Below are 19,640 nucleotides of genomic sequence, written 5' to 3'. Positions count from 1 at the left end.
TTATACCTCTTGTTTTAATTCTTCAAAAAGGACATTCATTTTTTCTTTTAAATCGATAAACATACTTTCCAGATCTAAAGTATTCAAATCGTCTTTTTCTAATTTCTTTAAAATCTCACCAATTTCATTCGCCTGAATTTGTTTAAACATTGGCGCAATACGATGTGCAATCGATTTTATTTCGTCGTGATTGTTTTCTTGTATAGCCGTGCTCAAAAGACCTATATTTTCTATACTGCTGTCTATGAAAGATTTTAGAACCTCTTTCAAAGCGGATTCATCTTGACCAAGAAAATCTTTTAAAGTATCTAAAGAATACATTTGAGAAGAATGATTTTCTGCAGTTTCTGAAAATTCAGTATCCGGAATTTCTTCATTGTCTAAAATATGCTGGATAGTTTCGAGCAAAATTTTTGGCGAATATGGCTTTTTGACAACAGTAGAAAAACCAGCTTCTTTATAAACCGAAAGGTCCAAATCTGTTCGACCAGTTAACGCTATTACGGGCTGATTTTTGAAAACAGAATCAGGAAGTTCACGAAGCTTTTCTAAGAACAAAAATCCGTCGATTTCTGGCATCTGAATATCGGTAATCACAAAATCAAAAGGCGTGTTTTGAATGGTTTCTAAAGCCTTTGCAGGATTGCTAAAAGATAAAACCTGATGTTGTTCTTGTTTTAAAACACCACTCGTTAGATTTAAGAGATTAATGTCATCGTCAACAACAATAAAAGTTTGTTTTTTAGTGTTTTTTAATGGCTTGTTTTTGACTTCAGTCGTAGTTGGCTGGCTATTATCAAAAATTAATGGCAGTTCAACTTTAAACGTACTTCCTTTACCATAAATACTTTCTAAACTTAAAGTTCCGCCCAAAATAGAAATGATCTTTTGGCAGATCGATAATCCTAAACCAGTGCCGCCATATTTTTTCTCGATATTTTCATTGGCTTGCGCAAATTCTTCAAAAACTAATTTTTGATTTCCTTTTTCAATTCCAATTCCAGTGTCTTGAATAGAAATAGTAAAAGTCTGGTCTTCATTCGCGTAAGCGGCAATTCTAATGTGTCCTTCCTCTGTAAATTTATAAGCGTTTCCAATAATATTGGTTAAGATTTGTTTTAGTCGAAAAGGATCACCAACAATGCGTTTCTGAAACTTTTCATCAACATTAATAATCAGGTCAATATTTTTTTCCTTATAAACAGTTTGAATGTTTTTCGCAACATCTTCTACAATTTCAGGAAGTAAAAACGGAACTTTTTCGATGGCAATTTTTCCCGCTTCGATTTTAGAAAAGTCCAATAAATCCTGTACCAGCTGTGTAATATATTCAGAAGAATTTTTAATGTTTTTAACGAAATAAGACTGCTTGGTATTAATATCTGAATTTCCTAAAAGCTCAGAATATCCCACAATCGTACTCAAAGGTGTTTTTAAATCGTGGCTTACGGTCGAAATTAATTGCTCGCGGCTTTTAAGCAGATTTTTGGTTTTGAAATTGGCAATTTCCAGTTGTTTTTTATAAACCTGTGATTTAGAATAATCACTCACAATTAAAATAGAGAAAAACACTGTCAGCAATAAACCAATAACAGCAGAAGCCGTCACGATTTCATTGACTCTTTTTAGTGATTTTTCTTTTAGTGAATTGTTTTTTATCGAATTGATAATGATTTCACGCTCAATAATTCGAAGTACTTTTCGCAGCTGATCTGAAATCGCCATTTCGTTTTGAAGCAGTTTGTTTTCTTCAAAATTTAGGGATTCTTTTTTCTTTTCAGCTTTCATTTTTACGTTGCTCAACAGCTTTTTAGAATTTGCTAAAATAGAATCCGAAGCTTTTTTGCTCAACGTATTGGTGCTGTCGTCAGGAATATTTTGATTGAGATAATCTACATATCGCTGTAAAACGCCTCGCTGATAACTTCCTAATTGATTTGGGTTTTTAGTAAAATCCTGAAGTTCGAGTTTTCTCAAATTAAACTCCATTTTCGTGATTTCGTCAATAGCATTATTTACAGAAGTTTCGTCATCTGCTTTATTCTTTATTTCTTTTAACTGTTTGATGTTTTTAGTCTTTTCAGATAAAAGATAAGTCACACTATCCAAAAGTGTTTTTTGATATTCTGTAGTAACAATTTGTTTTAAAGTATCGATGCGAAGACGAAGCGAATCTGTCTCGATCAAATAATTTTTAAAATCTTTTTCGGAGTTATTTTGAATCGTCTGTCTTGCTAAACTTTCTGTTTTATAAACGTTCGAGAAAAGTTTACTGACTCTAAGAATTTTGGTTTTTTCGAAAGCAATTTTGTCTTCCAGTTTGTTGTAAACGACATTTTCAGAATATAAAAACCATCCAACTGTAACAACCAAAGCCAATAATGCAACATAGCTGAATAAAACTTTGAGTGCCGTGTAACTTCTTTTGCTCTCCATATTTTGCTGAAAATGTTTGTAAATTTGGGATGAATCTAAACTCCTGCAATTTATCTAAAAAAATCTGTTTACCGAAAAGTAAATCTCTTCGATATGTTACATAATTATAAGGTCTGCAAATAAAAACAGCCGTAGATTATGTAAATCTACGGCTGTGAATTGATCTTTTTTATGAATTAAAGAGTTTCATCTAACCATTTAAAAAATTCACCTTGCCAAACCTGAGCATTTTGAGGTTTTAACACCCAGTGATTTTCATCTGGAAAATAAACAAAACGGCTTTTAATGCCTCTTAACTGTGCTGCTTGAAAAGCTTCTTGTCCCTGCCCGATTGGCACACGGAAATCTTTTCCTCCTTGGAAAATTAAAATTGGTTTATTCCAGTTCTGAACCAGAGTTGCAGGATTAAAAGTAGTATAAGCTTTTTGAGCTACAGCATTATCTTTTTCCCAGTAAGGCCCGCCGAAATCCCAGTTGTTAAAGAAAACTTCCTCAGTAGTTCCTAACATTGAAACAGTATTGAAAACACCATCGTGAGCAATAAAAGTTTTGAAACGGTTTTTGTGAATTCCAGCTAAATAAAACACAGAATATCCGCCGTAACTAGCACCAACACATCCTAAACGAGTTTTGTCAACGTATTTTTCTTTAGCAACATCATCAATTGCAGAAAGATAATCGTCCATAACTTGTCCGCCCCAATCTTTACTAATTTGCTCGTTCCATTCAACACCATGTCCTGGCATTCCACGACGGTTTGGAGCAACTACCACATAGCCTTTTGCGGCCATCAAAGAGAAATTCCAACGGAAAGAATACGATTGAGTCAACGCACTTTGTGGTCCGCCTTGACAGAATAATAAAGTTGGATATTTTTTAGAAGCATCAAAATTTGGAGGCAAAATTACCCAAACCAGCATTTTTTTGCCATCTGTAGTTGTAACGTAACGTTTTTCGGTTTTGCTTAAAGTTAAAGATTTGTACGTTTCTGTATTCACATTTGAAAGCTGTTTCCAAGTATTTTTCTTCAAATTAAAAGAAAAAATTTCACCAGCATGATTCATATCTGTTCTGGTAACAATAATATCATCTCCAGAAAAACCTACTAAATCATTTACGTCAAAATCTCCGTTTGTCAATTGGCGAACGTTGATTGCGATTTTAGTTAAACCAGGAAAATTAACAGAGAAAAGTTGTTTCGTTCCGTCAATTGGAGCTACAAAGAAAACTGTTTTTCCGTCTTTACTCCAGATGAAATTATCTACAGTTCCGTCCCAATTTGCAGTTAAGTTAGTTTTGATTCCTTTAAACTCAACAATAATATCGTTTTTATCAGACTCGTAACCGTCACGTTTCATTTGTAACCAAGTTAAATTTCCTGTTGGAGAAAACTGCGGTGCAGTATCATAACCTAAATTACCTTCGGTTTTATTAATAGTTTTTTGAGTTTCTAAATTGTACTCATAAATATCTGTATTCGTAGAAATTGCGTAAGCTGTTCCTGCTTTTTTCTTGCATACATAAAAAATGCTTTTGCTGTCTGGCGACCAGATATAATCCTCGTCACCGCCAAAAGGTTTTTGCGGAGAATCAAAATTTTCTCCTTTTAAGATGTCGATTCCTTTTGCGCCGTCTTTGTTTTCTTTATAAAAAACGTGATTAAATTTTCCTTCGTTCCAAGTATCCCAATGACGGTAATCTAAACCATCATAAATTTGCGCATCAGATTTGGTCAATTTTGGATAAAAATCTTTTCCTAAAACTTTATCAATTTTTACTTCTTCATTGTAAACGATAAATTTTCCGTCAGGTGAAATGTTTTTATCTGCCAAGATATCTTTTGTATCTTTAATTTCAACTGCATTTCCTCCATTTACAGGAATCATATAAATTTTAGAAGTCGACTTATTTTCTTCTACAGAAGGCGTAGAAACTTTAAAAACAACATTTTTTGCATCTTTAGAAATGCCAAGAGGTGTCACTCTTCCTAATTTCCATAACAATTCTGGTGACATAACATTCTGTCCGATAGCGTTTAAACTCATCATTATTAAGGTTGTTAATAATACTTTTTTCATAATCAAATTATTCTATTTTTTGTGGCGCTAAAAATACAACAATAAAATTCCAATCTTTTAAATTCCAAATCCCAATTATTGTTAAAACTTAGATAAAAATTCCAAGATTTAAAATCCAAATTCCAATTTTACTTTAGACAATTGTAATCATGTTTGTCAAGCTGAGCGTCCCGAGACTTCGGGAGAAGGACATAATAGGGGCGGGTTTCTCCCGAAGTCTCGGGACGCTCAGCTTGACAATGAGTTGAAAATTATATTAGTTAAATATTTGTAAGCTCGCCAAAAAAAAACTCATAGTAGTTTTGGAATTTAAAAAATTGTAATTTAACCCAATATTGGAATTTAGAAAAGATGGAATTAAGTTATTGGGAATTAAAAAACTGGTTCACGAATATTGATTATACAATTGTGGGAAGCGGAATCGTTGGCCTGCATACGGCATTGCGCTTACGCGAAAGATTTCCAACGGCTAAGATTCTTGTTCTCGAAAGAGGAATGCTGCCTCAGGGTGCAAGTACAAAAAATGCTGGTTTTGCGTGTTTCGGAAGCCTTTCTGAAATTTTGGAAGATTTAAAAACACATTCAGAAGATGATGTAGTAAATCTTATAGAAAAACGCTGGAGAGGTTTGCAACTGCTTCGAAAAAGATTAGGAGATTCTGCGATCGATTTTAAACCTTACGGAGGATATGAATTGTTTTTGAAAGAAGATGAATTCGGATTTAATGAATGTGTTTCTAAAACTTCTTTTATTAATGAAGTACTAAAACCACTTTTCAAAGCTGATGTTTTTTCTAAAGAAATAGACCGTTTTGGATTTGGAAATATTCAGGAATATTTGATTTTTAATCCGTTTGAAGCGCAGATTGATACTGGAAATATGATGCAGGAATTATTGAAGCAGGCAGTTTCTGCCAATATTTTAATTCTAAATCAGCAAACGGTAACTTCTTATGCAGATGCGGGAAATCATGTTGAAGTTGTTGTGAACAATTTTAATTTTACAACCCATAAATTGCTTTTTGCAACAAATGGTTTTGCGGGATCTTTAACCAGCGGAGCTGTAAAACCCGCAAGGGCACAAGTTTTAATTACAGAACCCATTCACAATTTAGATATAAGAGGAACGTTTCATTTAGATCGCGGTTATTATTATTTTAGAAATATTGATAATCGAATTTTATTAGGAGGAGGACGAAATTTAGATTTTGAAGCAGAAACCACAATCGAATTTGGACAGACGAAAATTGTACAAAATAAATTGGAAGATTTGCTGAAAAATGTAATTTTACCAAATCAGGATTTTCAGATCGCGCATCGATGGAGCGGTATTATGGGAGTCGGAAACAGTAAAAATCCTGTTGTTTCTCAACTGTCTGAAAACGTGTTTTGTGGAGTGCGTTTAGGCGGAATGGGAGTAGCAATAGGCAGTTTAATAGGAACAGAATTAGCAGATTTAATATAATGGCAGCACCCAAAAAACCAGTACCAAAAAAAACAACCGCAGCGAAACCAAAACCAAAATCGTCTCCTAAAAAAGGAAATCGATCTTTGGGAGAAAAAATAAAGTGGTTTTTTATTAAAGCAGCTTTATGGTTTTTCGGACTATCAATTGGGTCGGTTATATTTTTTAAATATGTTCCCGTTCCTTTTACGCCCTTAATGATCATTCGAGCTATCGAAAATAAAATGGGAGGAAAGGAAGTTTATTTTGATCACGATTGGGAACCAATTGAGAAAATCTCAATGAATTTGCAAAAAGCAGTAATTGCTAGTGAAGACGCTACTTTCTTAACGCATAATGGCTTTGATTTTAAAGCACTTCAAAAAGCCTATAAAAGCAATGAACGCGGACGCCGAATTCGCGGCGGAAGTACTATTTCGCAGCAAACCGCCAAAAACGTCTTTTTATGGCAGGGAAAAAGTTATTTGCGAAAAGGTCTCGAAGCTTATTTTACGGTTTTAATAGAATTGATTTGGGGCAAAGAGCGTATTATGGAAGTTTACCTCAATAGTATTGAAATGGGCGATGGTGTTTACGGCGCTTATGCGGCAACAGAACACTGGTATCGTCGAGACGCTTCGAGTTTAACACCAATGCAGGCGGCAGGAATTGCGGCCATTCTTCCAAATCCAAGAAAATTTAAGGCTACAGGTTCTTCAAGTTATATAAATAGAAGAAAAGAACGAATTGTGCGCGAAATGCGATACGTTGGAAAAATCAATTATAAAGGTGATGGGAAAAAGTAAAAAGACTTTTTTTGCTTTTCTGATATTAACAGTAACGTTGACTTTTGGACAAGGAAAAACTTCAGAAATAGGTTTTATATCGGATAACGATTTGTATACTTCGTCTAAAAATGACATGTATTACACTAACGGATTGGAGATTTTTTATCGTTTTTTATCAAAGAATGAAAATCCGAAAATCAATAAAAAAGTAACAGAGTTCCGTATCGGACAATATATTTATAATCCGAGATTTATAAATAAAGAAGCAGAGTATGTAAGCGATCGGCCCTTTACTGCCTATCTTTTTGCAGAAGCAGGGAGAAGCTTTTTTTATCAAAGTGAGTCAGTTTTAAAAACCGATTTTCAGCTGGGCTTTATGGGACCAAATGCTTTAGGAGAAGAAACACAGGTAGGTTTTCATAATTTAATTGGCTACAAAAAAGTATACGGTTGGGAGCATCAACTTCACAACGCTTTTGGAATACAAGCGCATGTAATGTATGCTAAAAAAATGTTTCCTTCAAAACACAACGATTTTGTCGATCTGTACTTTCAGTCAGAAGGCAGGCTGGGAACAATTTATACAGGTGTTTCAACAGGTTTTATGGCAAGATTTGGTTTTAAAAGACTGACACCAATTTACAATTCTAATATGTATCATGCTTCTGTAAATTCAGAAGCACAGCCCAACATAAGGGAGTTTTATTTCTACATGGCACCAAGTGTCAATTACCAATTTTACGATGCCACAATCGAAGGAAGCTTGTTTAATCATACCAACCCAATTACCTTCGATTTGGTTCCACTTCGTTTTAATGGTGAAGCAGGTTTAAAATACCGTCACAATAATTTCAATATTTCGTATTCTTTCCTCTACCGCGGACGCGAATCAAAAGGTGATATTAATGATACTAATCGAGGTTATTTTTATGGGTCTATTCGAATGGGGTTTTTGTTGAGGTAGATTTTCTATGCACAAAGGCGTTAAGACGTGAAGATTTTTTTAAAATGAAAGTTTAAAAGTTATGTGGAATTATTTTTTCTTGTTCTTCTTTTTTGTCTTTTATGCTTTTATGAGCTATAAATGGGGATCGTTTTTGATTCCAAACTTTGTCGTTGGATTTATTTTATTACTATTCTTAACCTATTTTTATTACAAATACAATGATAGAGGATTGATTCTGATTTCTATGTTTAATCTGTTCTTGTATGCCCTTTTATTCCTTTCGTCAATATTTATTTATTTTGATAGAGAAAACGAAAAAAGAACTTACTACATATTTCCTATTCTTATCTCTATTTTATTAATGATTGTACAAAAGCAGACTATGAATTATGAGGCTCTTTGGGGTATATACATACCAGTTGCTGGGGCATTTTTTCCTTTGTATTTTTTGAAGTATTACTTAAAATACATGAAGGAAGAAGTTTGATAATAAGTGAAAATTTTTTACAAATCCACGCTATCTACTTTAAATGCTTTCGGATTTAATCCATTTCCATGTTTTTAGACAAATCCTCCCATTTTTGATCCAGACAAACTATAGTATTTTCCATTAGAGCGACATTCACATCAGAAGTGCTTTTTACTTGCGGACTTAATACTGCTTTTTCATTTTTGAAATAAATATAAGCATCAACATTGCTGTCTCCCCAAAAGTATGGGTAAACTATTGCTCTGTTTTCCGTGCTTTCGGTAACGAATTTTTCCATACTGACGATAAAAGCAAGCATGGGCAGCATTTCAACATAATTTTCACTGAAAAACAACAATCCCCATTGCCATTCTTCTTTCGCTTCATCATAGTCTGAAAAAGCCATTGCTTGTTTGTATTCCATCCATCCATCAAGAACTTCCTGATTGGTTTTTTCATTGTAGGAACGAAGATATTCTGGCGTTAAATCCATTTTAGAATACATTTCACGGCTGTCCCACCATTTTTGCCAGTTGTCGTTTAAGGTTGGTTTTTCGGGAGCGCTTTTTAAAAAATTTTCTAGCTGCGCTTTTGTGATTTTTACTTTAGAGAATAAAGAACTTAATTCAGACATTATTTAAGATTTTAATGAAACATAATTAAACAATCAGCGGTTTGTTTTTAACGATTATTTTGAAATTTATATAAAGAAATATACTGATAATGAGATCGAATCTCAATACTATTTTTTATTTCGACTCATGCTTTTTTAGAATATAATGTAATGTAAATACTGTAATTATAGATAAAATGGAAATAGGTAAAAATGACAATGTAAGCGTATGAAGCAATTCTTCTGTAAATAGAAATGTGCTCCACGAAGATTCTCGATCAACAAAAATGCTGTAATTCCAGAAAAACCATATTGAAATTAAGAATAATAATTGAAGAAAAACTATTGAATAGCTGTTTTTAAGGAAAGAAAGAAACCGAAAAACTATTGATAATAAAATTGAACAAATGAAAGACATTAAATAAGCGTCATAAGAAAAAGAACAGTCGAGACAGCTGCTTGAACTTCTTTCAGAAAGGCTTCCCATTGCCCAGTAAATTTGTATAAAAGTAACAATGAAAATTGTAATCGCAGTTATAGAAAGTTTTAGTAATAAAGGGAATAATTTAATTTTTAAGGTTTGCTCCATTTGTTTTTATTGTCCGAAAGGTTTACTTGTTTAGATTTTGACAAAAATAAAAATAAAGAAATATTTCGGGAATTGGCATTGTTTAACTTTAAAGAAACACTTAACCTTTTGATAATATGCTTAATAATTAAAATCTTTACATTTAATTAAAATTCAAACTATGGAAATTAATTGGATTGTAATAGGAGTTGTAGCGCTATTGGTTATCATCTTGGTTATTTTGACACTCAGAAAAAACCAAAAAGAAAAAAGGAAATTGGAAAATTTGCTGAATAATGATTTCAAAAAAACAGATAAAGACGATGTAAATGCTGAGGATTCGGCGAATGAAAAATAAAAATAAAACCGCATAACTAGTTGCTATGCGGTTTTTATCGTTTATTTTATAAAAAGGCAGATTTTATTTTTTAGTATAAATTCCTTTAAAAGCTCCTTTAGATTCTATTTCTGTATCTGATATTTTGACAAAATTATAAGTTCTTTTGGAAGAAGCAGAATTTTTATATTGTAAAATATAAGAATCATCGGTTTGTGTTTGCGTAATTTCTGGATCTTCATCCTGAATGATGTAATACTGTACTTCTCCTTTAGCCGAATAAAGATTTCCATAAGAGTTACAAGTAATATCAGATTTTGTAAATTCAAATATTTGACCTTTAGAGTCAATCCATGTTCCTTGAATCCACTGAGGAGGATTAATTTTAGCATTGATATTATAACCACCATCAATACTCATAACATCTTGACTTTCGTCAGATGAACATGAATACATAAAAACTAGACTTAGTAAAACTATTAATTTTTTCATCATTAAATTTTTTTACAAAATTGATTCGATGAAATTTGAACGAGATACTGGTTTAGTTTTAAATATAATAAATTAGGACATTTTTTTAGAAAAAAAATGATGCCATAAAAGAATTCTTTGGTCCAAAACTTCTAAATAATAATTTTGATAATAATGCTTAATTATGGTTTTATTCTGAAATTATTATTACAAAATAAATAACAGATACAATTAAGAGAACTAATCCGATTATTAGTAATATGTCATCTTCCGCAGAAATAATGCTTTTTTTGACTAGATAATAACGATCGATCAACATTCCGATTTCGTAAAATAATAGAAAACCAATTAAGGTTAATAAACCATATACTTTTTCTAATCCGCCGCTTCCGCTAAAAGCGCCTTCATGAGCAAACCAGCCAATAATTAAAGCTAGCGGAATAATTAATAATGTTGATTTTAAAAGAAGCGGACTTCCTTTCCAGAATAATAATGCAATCAAAGCTATTATTGGTAGTAATAACCATCGTAATAATAATGTCATTTTTAAGTCGATTTTACAGATTAGTAATTTGTATGGTAAAGCTTAAATTTTGCTAAGGTTATAATTTAATGTAAGTTACTTAAAAATGTTTTTATTTGTGCAGGTTGTCTTTTAAAAGCTGTAATTCTGCTATTAGATATTAATGCAAAAGGCTATTGTTGAAGTTTAAATTTCCATTCTACGTTTTTTGTCGCTATCTAAATAAAAAACCGTATCACAACTAAGTAATACGGTTTCTGTGGAGAATATCGGATTCGAACCGATCGCCTTCCCGATCCATGGGATACTTTAGCCTTTTGTAGCTATAAGATTCTCAATGTATTTTCTACTTTTCATTTTTTTAATTTGCATTTCTCTGTGGTAAGCTTCACTTCTTGTATGAAAAGTTTCGAAATATTTTATTTTCCAATCCTTAGCTGTTCTTGTAAATTTACTTCTGCTGTTTAAATGATAATTTAGACGTTGTTCGATATTTTGGCAAGATCCAATATAATATTTATTCAGTGAAGAAGAATATAAAATATAAGTGTAAAACATAGTTTGATATAAATGAAAATACCCAAACAGAATCAATATCTGTTTGGGTATTTTTTTAATTATTAGTGGAGAATACCGGATTCGAACCGGTCACCCCTTGCCTGCCAGGCAAGTACTCTAGCCAAATGAGCTAATCCCCCTTTTGTTTTGTGAAGAATATCGGATTTGAACTGTCACCTTCCCGATTTTCATCGGGATACTCTAGCCAAATGAGCTAATCCCCCTTTTGTTTTGTGAAGAATATCGGATTTGAACTGTCACCTTCCCGATTTTCATCGGGATACTCTAGCCAAATGAGCTAATCCCCCCTTTTGTTTTGTGAAGAATGTCGGATTCAAGCTGTCACCTTCCCGATTTTCATCGGGACGCTCTAGCCAAATGAGCTAATCCCCCAAAAGCATAACAAATAAAGTCAAATAATTCTCAAAAAACAAATTTAGAAATCAATCAGACAAAATATTTTGCAAAAGCGTAACTTTACGTTTAAATCTATTTTTTATGAGTTCAGAAAATCTAAATGGAAGTTTAGAAACTTCTTTTCAAAATACAATTGCAACGGTTCAGTTTGGTCATCCTGCAAGTAATTCTTTTCCGCGTCAATTACTAGATCAGCTTACCACCGAAATTAATTCGTTAAGCCGAAATGAAAATGTTTCGGTTATTATTTTAAAAAGTGAAGGTGAGAAAACCTTTTGTTCAGGCGCTTCTTTTGATGAACTTTTAAAGGTTGAAAATGAAGACCAGGGAACTGAATTTTTTTCTGGTTTTGCCCATTTGTTGAATGCAATGCGAAATTGCAATAAAATTATAATCGGTCGTGTGCAGGGAAAAGCAGTTGGGGGCGGTGTCGGAATTATTGCTGCCTGCGATTATGTTTTTGCGACTCCACAAAGTGATATTAAATTATCGGAATTAGCAATCGGAATCGGACCTTTTGTAATTGAGCCTGCGGTTTCTCGCAAAATAGGGAAAACAGCAATGACAGAAATGACCTTAGCAGCACATGAATGGAAATCGGCAGATTGGGCTTTTCAAAAAGGACTTTATTCTGTTTTAAAAGATATTCGTGATCTTGATGCAGACGTTGAAAGTTTTGCTCAAAAATTAAGTTCATACAATCCTGAAGCTTTGCAGGAAATGAAAAAGATTATTTGGGAAAATACAGAAAACTGGGAATCGCTTCTTTTCGAACGTGCTGCAATTACGGGTAAACTAGTTTTATCTGATTTTAGCAGAAATGCTTTGCTTCAGTTTAAAAAATAGATAAGGGAAATTCCAAGTGGAGAAATTTCAAATTCCAATTACATTAAATTCGTAATGGATTTTGGAATTTTTCTTTATTTGCAATTTATTATTTAAACGGTTATTAATTCGTAAATTTGCATCCTTAAAATTAAACATCGATGAGTAATATCAGAATTACAAAACAATTTAGTTTCGAAACTGGACATGCATTGTACGGTTACGACGGAAAATGCAAGAACGTTCACGGACACAGTTATAAATTATCGGTAACTGTTATTGGTTCGCCAATTACAGATCGATCGAATGTAAAGTTCGGAATGGTGATTGATTTTTCGGATCTAAAGAAAATTGTAAAAGAAGAAATCGTCGATCAGTTTGACCATGCAACTGTTTTTAACCAAACTACGCCACATATCGAATTGGCTAATGAATTGAAAAATCGTGGTCATCATGTTATTTTGGTAGATTATCAGCCAACAAGCGAAAATATGGTGGTAGATTTTGCAGAAAGAATTGTGGCAAGACTTCCAAAAGGAATTTCTCTTTTCTCGCTAAAACTTCAAGAAACAGAATCTTCTTTCGCAGAATGGTACGCATCGGATAATTTGTAAAAAAGTTAAAAGTTAAAAGTGAAATGTGAAAAGTAAATTGTAAAAGGCTTTTCATTTCACATCTTACATCTCACAATTTACATCTCACATTAAATGAAAAAAATATATTTTGCTTCAGATCAGCATTTTGGTGCGCCTACTCCAGAATTGAGTTTGCCACGTGAAAAGAAATTCGTGGCTTGGCTTGATGAGGTTAAAGAAGATGCAGAAGCGATTTTTTTATTGGGTGATTTATTTGATTTTTGGTTTGAATACAAAACGGTGGTTCCAAAAGGATTCGTACGCATCTTAGGCAAACTGGCTGAAATTCGCGACAGCGGCATCCCGATTTATTTTTTCGTTGGAAATCATGATTTATGGATGAATGATTATTTTGAAACCGAATTGAATATTCCCGTTTATCACGATAACAAAGAATTTACTTTTAACGGAAAAACCTTTTTAATTGGTCACGGCGACGGAAAAGGTCCTGGTGATAAAGGTTATAAAAGAATGAAAAAGGTATTTACGAATCCGTTTTCAAAATGGCTTTTTCGCTGGCTACATCCAGATGTTGGTGTAAGTTTGGCGCAATATTTATCGGTTAAAAACAAATTGATTTCTGGAGATGAAGACATTAAGTTTTTAGGCGAAGAAAAAGAATGGCTGATCTTGTACGCAAAGCGCAAACTAGAAACCAAACATTATAATTATTTTATTTTCGGACATCGCCATTTACCAATGATTCGTACCGTTGGAGAAGATTCCCAGTATGTTAATCTGGGCGACTGGATTGGTTATTTTACATATGGTGTTTTTGACGGCGAAACTTTTGAATTGAAGGAATTCAAGAAATAATTACTTTTTGCTTTTCGGATAAATTCCAATTTTGTGTGTTCTCAAAATATAATTCGAAAGTTGTTTACTGTTCGAAAGCTGAAAACTAATTGCATTTGAAGCTTTCTTAGGCATGTGGCACTCTACACAATTGTCGGCTAATAACTTTTCGGGCATGCTTTTAAGCGTTGTTTCGTTGTGTTTTAAGCCTTGATGACAGCTCATGCAGATTTTAGAATATGATGCCATGTTTTTAGAAGCATTTTCATGCGGATTATGACAAGTAATACAATCCATTTTTTCGCTGTTGATAAAACATTTGCTCTGCGCCATTAATCTGAATTGATTTCCATGAACATCAAATTGCGTTGTATCATTTATACTTCTGGTTTCACGAAAGAAAGCCGATAAATTATCTCCAGGTTTAAATTCAAAACGGGATTTTAACTTCATTCCATCATTTCCTGCATGACATAATGCACAGGCATCTAGTTTTTGTTGTCGGTTCAGTGTTTTAAAACTGGTAATACTGTTTGCGACTTTCACGTTTGGATTTTTTAAATGAAATTCCACATGTTTTTTTGCTGGTCCGTGACAGCGCTCGCAGTCAATTCCGTAAACAATAGTTTTTTTATTGATAACATCTTCAATGTCCATCGACATGAAGTTTTTCTCTGTAGAACTTTGGTCAACTGTTCTAGAACTGATATTAGAACTATGGCAGGCGTAACAATCTTTTACGACCATTCTGTCAAAGTAAGGTTTGTCGGCTGGAAAGCCAGGACTTGTTGCCCAGCTATTTACAGAATGATAGAAAGAAAGTGGTAATTCGTAAGTATTATTATTTCTCCAGTAAACTGATGTTTGGGCATGTTTGGTTCCAAAAACAATTTCGAATTTATATTTTGCTGTTTCTTTTCCATTTTTATACAAAACCTGGTACAAACTGTCGCCATGTTTTTCCATGACCAATTTGGTGTCTTTATCATAAATGAAAGTATGGTTTTTAGAGTCGAAATCTCCTGAAACATTTTCGAGTATGGCTGGCGCTGTAGCTTTGAAGTGCGAACTGTGAAATACCATTTCCGACTGCGTTTTGTGGCATTGAACGCAGCTTTCAGAACCTGCGTAATCAGTTCCGCGCGGGTCAATATATTCTTCTGATTTATTGTTGCAGTTGACAAATAAGATTGCCAAAAGAATATTGGTAATTAGAAATACAGCTTTTTTCATTGCTGTAAATATACTTTTTTTTGAATTGAATCAAAATATATTTCAATAATGAAAAAATGTTGTTAAAATATTTAGAATGCTTCTTAGTTCATGCCTATTCCGTAAACATATTCATCCAATTCAATTTTGAATAAAGAACCTTCAACCAAATCTTTGATTGATCTCAATTCAGCCATATTTACAGCTAAATCAATAGAATTACATGGAGTTTTAAGTAGAAATTTATGGCAGGAATATTTCATTTCACAAGCTTCACAACAGCCATTTTCAACCATACTGTCTTCAATTAAATCACAAAAAAGATTTAATTCCTGAATGGTAAAATAAAAGCCGGTTTCTTTAAAAACCAATTGTACTTTGTCTGAAATTGTCGTGTTATGATCTTTCCAGTAAAAAGCTATTCCAAAGTTGTTATGGTATATTTGTTCAATTTCTCTCATCGTAAAACCTTTTATGTCAACAAATATAAATATTATTTATATCAATTCTAAATAAAAAGTTCATAAAACTAGAAAAATATTATACCATGTAAGTGATATAAGATAATTTAAATTGATTGTTGATAGATTTGAAAATTAACTTATAGCACTTCTATGTTTCTGTAAGTATTATTCCAATTTTTGATGATCTTCCATATCTTTATGAAGATCTAAATTTCTGAATGTCGGCGATTTTAATGCTGTTACCACAACAGTCAAAAGAGTCACACTTCCTCCAAAAACAACAGAGGTTACAGCTCCCATTAATTTAGCGGTTGCACCACTTTCAAAAGCGCCTAATTCATTAGAAGATCCAACAAAAATTGAATTTACGGCACCAACACGCCCTCGCATATGATCGGGAGTTTTAAGCTGTAAAATCGTTTGGCGGATTACTACAGAAATTCCATCAGCCAAACCGCTTAAAAATAAGGCGAAAACAGAAAGCCAGAAATAAGTAGAAAGACCAAATAAGATAATTGATAATCCAAAAACAAATATGGCAGCTAAAAGTTTTTTTCCTGCATTTTTATATAAAGGCACGTAAGCAGAAATAATCATAGTAATAAAAGCTCCCACTGCAGGGGCAGCTCTTAAAATTCCAAAGCCTTCAGCACCAACTTTTAAAATATCCTGAGCAAAAACAGGCAATAGTGCAACTGCTCCTCCAAAAAGTACAGCAATCATGTCTAGTGATAAAGCGCCTAAAACAACTTGGTTTCTGAATACAAAAGTCAAGCCTTCGGTTAAACTATCTTTGATTGATTCTCCAATCTTCGGATTTATGATTGGTTTTTTACTGATTTGTGATAGCGCAACTAAAGAAAGAATTGAGAATCCAAATACCAGACACATTGACCAGTGAACTCCGATCCAGTTAATAGAAAATCCAGCAATTGCAGGTCCCATAACAGCTCCGATCTGCCAAACTGAACTGCTCCAAGTAGCAGCATTTGGATATACTTTTTTAGGAATAATCAAGGACAAAAGAGAGAAAATAGTAGGCCCAAGAAAAGCACGTACTAAACCTCCCAAAAACACTAATGCATAAATGGAATACAGAATTACAGTCGAAGACCAGCCGCCAGCAACTGTAGGCCAAGTCAGTAAAAATAATCCAAAACTAATTACTGAAAAACCTAAAATACATTTTACTAATAATCCTTTTTTCTCTCTTTGATCGACAATATGACCGGCAAATAATGCCATCGAAACGGCAGGAATAACTTCCATTAAACCAATAATTCCTAACGAAAGCGGATTTTTAGTTAAACTGTAAACTTCCCATTCGATTATAATAAACTGCATAGACCAGGCAAAAACCATCGCAAAACGCAATAATAAAAATACATTGAATTCTTTATAACGCAATGCCTGATACGGATCTTGCTTATTGGATTTAATCTCTTCCATTTGTTCTAATGTCTTTCAGCATAAGCTGTGTTGAAATATTTCCGTTCCATTCATTTTCGGCAATACAGTATGCCAATTGAAACAGATTTTGATTTTGTACAATATTGAGTTTTTTTCCCAGTCCAAAGCCAATTGCAGCTATTCCGTCGTTCCCGAGACCTCGGGATTGTTTGACGAAAAGTCTTAAATGTTCTTCTTCTGAGCCCAGCGTTTTGGCATACCCCGTATCCTTTACATCAGAAGTCATAAAAACTGGAGTCATATTTTGAGGACCAAAAGGTTCAAATTGTTTTAAAATTCTAATCAATTTTGGAGTGATGTCTGAGAAGTTTATCTCTGCATCGATTTCAATTTCTGGAGTGCGCATTTCGGGTTGAATGGTTTCTTGCACACATTTCTCAAAAGCCTCTTTAAAAAGCTGATAATTTTCGGCTTTTAAAGTCATTCCAGCTGCATACATATGACCTCCAAATTGTTCTAAGTGCTCGGAACAAGCATCAAGCGCATTATACACATCAAAACCTTTTACAGATCGGGCAGAAGCAGCATATTTGTCACCGCTTTTGGTAAAAACTAAAGTCGGTCGATAATAAGTTTCAATTAATCTTGAAGCTACGATCCCGATCACACCTTTGTGCCAGTCTTCTTGAAAAACAACGGTAGAAAAACGTTCTTCTTCATTGTTTTCTAAAATTTGCTGAAAAGCTTCTTTGGTAATTTTTTTATCTAAATCTTTTCGGTCTGCGTTGTACTGTTCAATTTCTGAAGCGAATTGCTGTGCTTGTTCAAAATCAAATTCAGTTAATAATTCAACCGCATGATTTCCGTGTTTGATTCTTCCTGCAGCATTAATTCTCGGTGAAATAATAAAAACAACATCTGTAATATCGAGAACTTTCTTTTTTACCTGATGAACCAAAGCTTTAATTCCAGGTCTCGGTTCTGAATTAATTACTTTTAAGCCAAAATAAGCTAAAACACGGTTTTCTCCAGTAATTGGAACAATATCGGCAGCAATTGCCGTAGCGACCAAATCCAGATAGGGAACTAAATCTTCGATAGTTTCATTTCGGTTTTGACCTAAAGCCTGAATCAACTTAAAACCAACACCGCAGCCGCATAATTCATCATAAGGGTAGGAGCAGTCTTCTCTTTTAGGGTCAAGAACTGCAACGGCATCTGGAAGAAATTCTCCAGGCCTGTGGTGATCGCAGACAATGAAATCAATGTTTTTCGCTTTCGCGTAAGCGATATGATCAATCGATTTGATACCACAGTCAAGTGCGATAATTAAGGAAATTCCATTGTCGTCCGCATAATCAATTCCTTTATACGAAATGCCGTAACCCTCGTTATAACGATCTGGAATATACGTGGCAATGTTTGGATAATGTGATTTTAAGTAAGAAGAAACCAAAGAAACCGCTGTTGTTCCGTCAACATCATAATCGCCAAAAACCATAATATTTTCCTGGTTTTCAATTGCCGCTTCGATTCGAGCAACAGCTTTGTCCATATCTTTCATTAAATACGGATCATGTAGATGTTCTAAAGACGGGCGAAAGAAGTTCTTCGCATCTTCAAAAGTTTCAATACCACGCTGAATCAAAAGTGTTGCTACAAAATCTTCTACATTTAAGGCCTGCGCCAAATGTTTGATTTTATCTTCAGAAGGTTTTGGTTTTAAGGTCCAACGCATGGGTTGATTTTAGATTTTAGAGTGTAGATTTTAGAGTGTAGATTTTAGATTGTTGATTTCTGAAATCAAAATCGTTAATCAAAAATCTTAGATAATTATTTTGCTTCTAAAGCATTTCCTTCAAATTGAATTCCGTCCCAGCCTAAGTTGATGAAGTTTCTAATGTTCTGGTGATTTGTTCCGCTTGGATCTTTTAAAACTTCTTCAAAATAAAAAGCTCCGAAACATGCTAAAGTTTCTTCTTTGTTTAAATTTTGCAGTTTTGCGAAAGAAAATAATTTACAAGAACCAGAATTTTCTCCAGCAGCATTATGCTGTGTTCCGTTTTGAAAAGCGGTTGGAGTAAAGTTGTAATTTTCCTCGATTACGGCAATAGTTTCAGGAAATGTGATGTGAGTTGGAGTTTGTTTTACTTTTTCTAAAAAGGCTTGTATGCTCATGATTTTATTTTTTTACATTAAAGGACATTGCATTTTGTAAAATAATTGTTTTTCCCTGATATGGTATTTTTACTAGCAAATGTATTTTATTATCGTCAATTGATTTTGGGATAAAATTGTAATTAAATTTTGTTTGATTGTTTTCTCCAATTTTAATTTTTTTATCTCCTTCAATCTTATAAATTTCATATTTAGGTAATTTTTTATCGGATGTATGAAATAGCATTACAATATTGTTCTTTTTTCCAACTTTAATAGTTTCGACATCAGGAACTCCGATTAACATTTGAGAATTTAAAAAATCACGTTCATTTTTTGATAATGAATCTTTTAGGCTTTTATTCTCATTTTCAAGTTGGGAAATTTTATCCAATAAGGCCTTTTCTTCGTTTGAACTATTTTCTGAATTATTACAACTAAATAACGTAATGCAGATAATTATAGAGATTAACTTTTTCATTAATTAAGGGCATT

At 33.2% G+C, this 19,640-nt stretch carries 20 protein-coding genes and 1 tRNA gene; 7 read left to right on the top strand and 14 right to left on the bottom strand.

The window, feature by feature from the left end:
* Nucleotides 1-2,436, bottom strand: a complete 2,436-nt coding sequence (locus tag QMG60_RS02895; protein ID WP_281866816.1) for an ATP-binding protein — start codon at nt 2,434-2,436, stop codon at nt 1-3.
* A gap of 176 nt (nt 2,437-2,612) precedes the next feature.
* Nucleotides 2,613-4,514: a S9 family peptidase gene (locus QMG60_RS02890; protein WP_281866815.1), complete on the bottom strand. Its 1,902-nt coding sequence runs from the start codon at nt 4,512-4,514 to the stop codon at nt 2,613-2,615.
* Between the two features lie 351 nt (nt 4,515-4,865).
* Here QMG60_RS02890 and QMG60_RS02885 point away from each other — a divergent pair, with 351 nt between their 5' ends.
* The 3 genes from QMG60_RS02885 to QMG60_RS02875 are packed head-to-tail and all read left to right on the top strand — an operon-like array spanning nt 4,866 to nt 7,709.
* The gene (locus QMG60_RS02885) at nt 4,866-5,978 is read left to right on the top strand and encodes an FAD-dependent oxidoreductase (protein WP_281866814.1); all 1,113 of its coding nucleotides are present in this window, start codon (nt 4,866-4,868) and stop codon (nt 5,976-5,978) included.
* Complete coding sequence (gene mtgA / locus QMG60_RS02880) at nt 5,978-6,763, top strand: monofunctional biosynthetic peptidoglycan transglycosylase (RefSeq protein WP_057115154.1); 786 nt, start codon at nt 5,978-5,980, stop codon at nt 6,761-6,763. The genes QMG60_RS02885 and mtgA overlap by 1 nt, the downstream gene beginning before the upstream one ends.
* Entirely contained in the window at nt 6,750-7,709 is a 960-nt protein-coding gene (locus tag QMG60_RS02875; protein ID WP_134142660.1) for a lipid A deacylase LpxR family protein, read from the top strand. The genes mtgA and QMG60_RS02875 overlap by 14 nt, the downstream gene beginning before the upstream one ends.
* A 524-nt stretch (nt 7,710-8,233) precedes the next feature.
* On the opposite strand, the gene QMG60_RS02870 is transcribed toward QMG60_RS02875, so the two are convergent.
* Together QMG60_RS02870 and QMG60_RS02865 are read right to left on the bottom strand one after the other, a co-directional pair.
* The gene (locus tag QMG60_RS02870; protein WP_134142659.1) at nt 8,234-8,794 is read right to left on the bottom strand and encodes a hypothetical protein; all 561 of its coding nucleotides are present in this window, start codon (nt 8,792-8,794) and stop codon (nt 8,234-8,236) included.
* A gap of 115 nt (nt 8,795-8,909) precedes the next feature.
* On the bottom strand, nt 8,910-9,362 hold the full coding sequence (locus tag QMG60_RS02865) for a hypothetical protein (RefSeq protein ID WP_281866813.1): 453 nt from the start codon (nt 9,360-9,362) through the stop codon (nt 8,910-8,912).
* Between the two features lie 160 nt (nt 9,363-9,522).
* On the opposite strand from QMG60_RS02865, the gene QMG60_RS02860 reads away from it, so the two are divergent.
* Entirely contained in the window at nt 9,523-9,699 is a 177-nt protein-coding gene (locus QMG60_RS02860) for a hypothetical protein (RefSeq protein ID WP_281866812.1), read from the top strand.
* A gap of 63 nt (nt 9,700-9,762) precedes the next feature.
* Here the strand turns inward: QMG60_RS02860 and QMG60_RS02855 are convergent, their stop codons facing one another.
* From QMG60_RS02855 to QMG60_RS02840, 4 genes are all read right to left on the bottom strand, one after another.
* Complete coding sequence (locus QMG60_RS02855; protein ID WP_281866811.1) at nt 9,763-10,170, bottom strand: hypothetical protein; 408 nt, start codon at nt 10,168-10,170, stop codon at nt 9,763-9,765.
* Between the two features lie 169 nt (nt 10,171-10,339).
* A complete protein-coding gene (locus tag QMG60_RS02850; protein WP_281866810.1) occupies nt 10,340-10,693 on the bottom strand; it encodes a hypothetical protein in 354 nt (117 codons plus the stop codon).
* A gap of 288 nt (nt 10,694-10,981) precedes the next feature.
* Nucleotides 10,982-11,230, bottom strand: coding sequence for a GIY-YIG nuclease family protein (locus QMG60_RS02845; protein WP_281866809.1), 249 nt, complete (start codon nt 11,228-11,230; stop codon nt 10,982-10,984).
* A gap of 66 nt (nt 11,231-11,296) precedes the next feature.
* A tRNA-Ala gene (locus QMG60_RS02840) sits at nt 11,297-11,370 on the bottom strand.
* Nucleotides 11,371-11,728: 358 nt separating this feature from the next.
* On the opposite strand from QMG60_RS02840, the gene QMG60_RS02835 reads away from it, so the two are divergent.
* From QMG60_RS02835 to QMG60_RS02825, 3 genes are all read left to right on the top strand, one after another.
* Entirely contained in the window at nt 11,729-12,493 is a 765-nt protein-coding gene (locus QMG60_RS02835) for an enoyl-CoA hydratase/isomerase family protein (RefSeq protein WP_281866808.1), read from the top strand.
* Nucleotides 12,494-12,633: 140 nt separating this feature from the next.
* On the top strand, nt 12,634-13,086 hold the full coding sequence (locus tag QMG60_RS02830) for a 6-carboxytetrahydropterin synthase (protein ID WP_035653234.1): 453 nt from the start codon (nt 12,634-12,636) through the stop codon (nt 13,084-13,086).
* 93 nt (nt 13,087-13,179) lie between these two features.
* Entirely contained in the window at nt 13,180-13,923 is a 744-nt protein-coding gene (locus QMG60_RS02825) for a UDP-2,3-diacylglucosamine diphosphatase (protein ID WP_281866807.1), read from the top strand.
* Here the strand turns inward: QMG60_RS02825 and QMG60_RS02820 are convergent, their stop codons facing one another.
* From QMG60_RS02820 to QMG60_RS02795, 6 genes are all read right to left on the bottom strand, one after another.
* Complete coding sequence (locus QMG60_RS02820) at nt 13,924-15,135, bottom strand: cytochrome c3 family protein (protein ID WP_281866806.1); 1,212 nt, start codon at nt 15,133-15,135, stop codon at nt 13,924-13,926.
* An 83-nt stretch (nt 15,136-15,218) separates the two neighbouring features.
* Nucleotides 15,219-15,575, bottom strand: a complete 357-nt coding sequence (locus QMG60_RS02815; protein ID WP_281866805.1) for a hypothetical protein — start codon at nt 15,573-15,575, stop codon at nt 15,219-15,221.
* Nucleotides 15,576-15,743: 168 nt separating this feature from the next.
* Nucleotides 15,744-17,027, bottom strand: coding sequence for an MFS transporter (locus tag QMG60_RS02810; RefSeq protein ID WP_281866804.1), 1,284 nt, complete (start codon nt 17,025-17,027; stop codon nt 15,744-15,746).
* Nucleotides 17,014-18,726: a single-stranded-DNA-specific exonuclease RecJ gene (recJ, locus tag QMG60_RS02805; protein ID WP_281866803.1), complete on the bottom strand. Its 1,713-nt coding sequence runs from the start codon at nt 18,724-18,726 to the stop codon at nt 17,014-17,016. Before recJ ends, QMG60_RS02810 begins: the two co-directional genes overlap by 14 nt.
* A 95-nt stretch (nt 18,727-18,821) precedes the next feature.
* Nucleotides 18,822-19,166, bottom strand: coding sequence for a HopJ type III effector protein (locus QMG60_RS02800; RefSeq protein WP_281866802.1), 345 nt, complete (start codon nt 19,164-19,166; stop codon nt 18,822-18,824).
* A gap of 4 nt (nt 19,167-19,170) precedes the next feature.
* Nucleotides 19,171-19,626, bottom strand: a complete 456-nt coding sequence (locus QMG60_RS02795; RefSeq protein ID WP_134142647.1) for a hypothetical protein — start codon at nt 19,624-19,626, stop codon at nt 19,171-19,173.
* Between the last annotated feature and the right edge of the window lie 14 nt (nt 19,627-19,640).

The organism is Flavobacterium sp. GSB-24, from assembly GCF_027924665.1.
Taxonomy (GTDB): Bacteria; Bacteroidota; Bacteroidia; order Flavobacteriales; family Flavobacteriaceae; genus Flavobacterium.
Note: the sequence above shows the minus strand (reverse complement) of the source record. Positions and strands in the feature narration are given on the sequence as shown.

Excerpts from the sequence above, each read along its gene's own strand:
- QMG60_RS02895 (WP_281866816.1), bottom strand. The coding sequence starts at position 2,436 with ATGGAGAGCAAAAGAAGTTACACGGCACTCAAAGTTTTATTCAGCTAT.
- QMG60_RS02890 (WP_281866815.1), bottom strand. The coding sequence starts at position 4,514 with ATGAAAAAAGTATTATTAACAACCTTAATAATGATGAGTTTAAACGCT.
- QMG60_RS02885 (WP_281866814.1), top strand. The coding sequence starts at position 4,866 with ATGGAATTAAGTTATTGGGAATTAAAAAACTGGTTCACGAATATTGAT.
- mtgA (WP_057115154.1), top strand. The coding sequence starts at position 5,978 with ATGGCAGCACCCAAAAAACCAGTACCAAAAAAAACAACCGCAGCGAAA.
- QMG60_RS02875 (WP_134142660.1), top strand. The coding sequence starts at position 6,750 with ATGGGAAAAAGTAAAAAGACTTTTTTTGCTTTTCTGATATTAACAGTA.
- QMG60_RS02870 (WP_134142659.1), bottom strand. The coding sequence starts at position 8,794 with ATGTCTGAATTAAGTTCTTTATTCTCTAAAGTAAAAATCACAAAAGCG.
- QMG60_RS02865 (WP_281866813.1), bottom strand. The coding sequence starts at position 9,362 with ATGGAGCAAACCTTAAAAATTAAATTATTCCCTTTATTACTAAAACTT.
- QMG60_RS02860 (WP_281866812.1), top strand. The coding sequence starts at position 9,523 with ATGGAAATTAATTGGATTGTAATAGGAGTTGTAGCGCTATTGGTTATC.
- QMG60_RS02855 (WP_281866811.1), bottom strand. The coding sequence starts at position 10,170 with ATGAAAAAATTAATAGTTTTACTAAGTCTAGTTTTTATGTATTCATGT.
- QMG60_RS02850 (WP_281866810.1), bottom strand. The coding sequence starts at position 10,693 with ATGACATTATTATTACGATGGTTATTACTACCAATAATAGCTTTGATT.
- QMG60_RS02845 (WP_281866809.1), bottom strand. The coding sequence starts at position 11,230 with ATGTTTTACACTTATATTTTATATTCTTCTTCACTGAATAAATATTAT.
- QMG60_RS02835 (WP_281866808.1), top strand. The coding sequence starts at position 11,729 with ATGAGTTCAGAAAATCTAAATGGAAGTTTAGAAACTTCTTTTCAAAAT.
- QMG60_RS02830 (WP_035653234.1), top strand. The coding sequence starts at position 12,634 with ATGAGTAATATCAGAATTACAAAACAATTTAGTTTCGAAACTGGACAT.
- QMG60_RS02825 (WP_281866807.1), top strand. The coding sequence starts at position 13,180 with ATGAAAAAAATATATTTTGCTTCAGATCAGCATTTTGGTGCGCCTACT.
- QMG60_RS02820 (WP_281866806.1), bottom strand. The coding sequence starts at position 15,135 with ATGAAAAAAGCTGTATTTCTAATTACCAATATTCTTTTGGCAATCTTA.
- QMG60_RS02815 (WP_281866805.1), bottom strand. The coding sequence starts at position 15,575 with ATGAGAGAAATTGAACAAATATACCATAACAACTTTGGAATAGCTTTT.
- QMG60_RS02810 (WP_281866804.1), bottom strand. The coding sequence starts at position 17,027 with ATGGAAGAGATTAAATCCAATAAGCAAGATCCGTATCAGGCATTGCGT.
- recJ (WP_281866803.1), bottom strand. The coding sequence starts at position 18,726 with ATGCGTTGGACCTTAAAACCAAAACCTTCTGAAGATAAAATCAAACAT.
- QMG60_RS02800 (WP_281866802.1), bottom strand. The coding sequence starts at position 19,166 with ATGAGCATACAAGCCTTTTTAGAAAAAGTAAAACAAACTCCAACTCAC.
- QMG60_RS02795 (WP_134142647.1), bottom strand. The coding sequence starts at position 19,626 with ATGAAAAAGTTAATCTCTATAATTATCTGCATTACGTTATTTAGTTGT.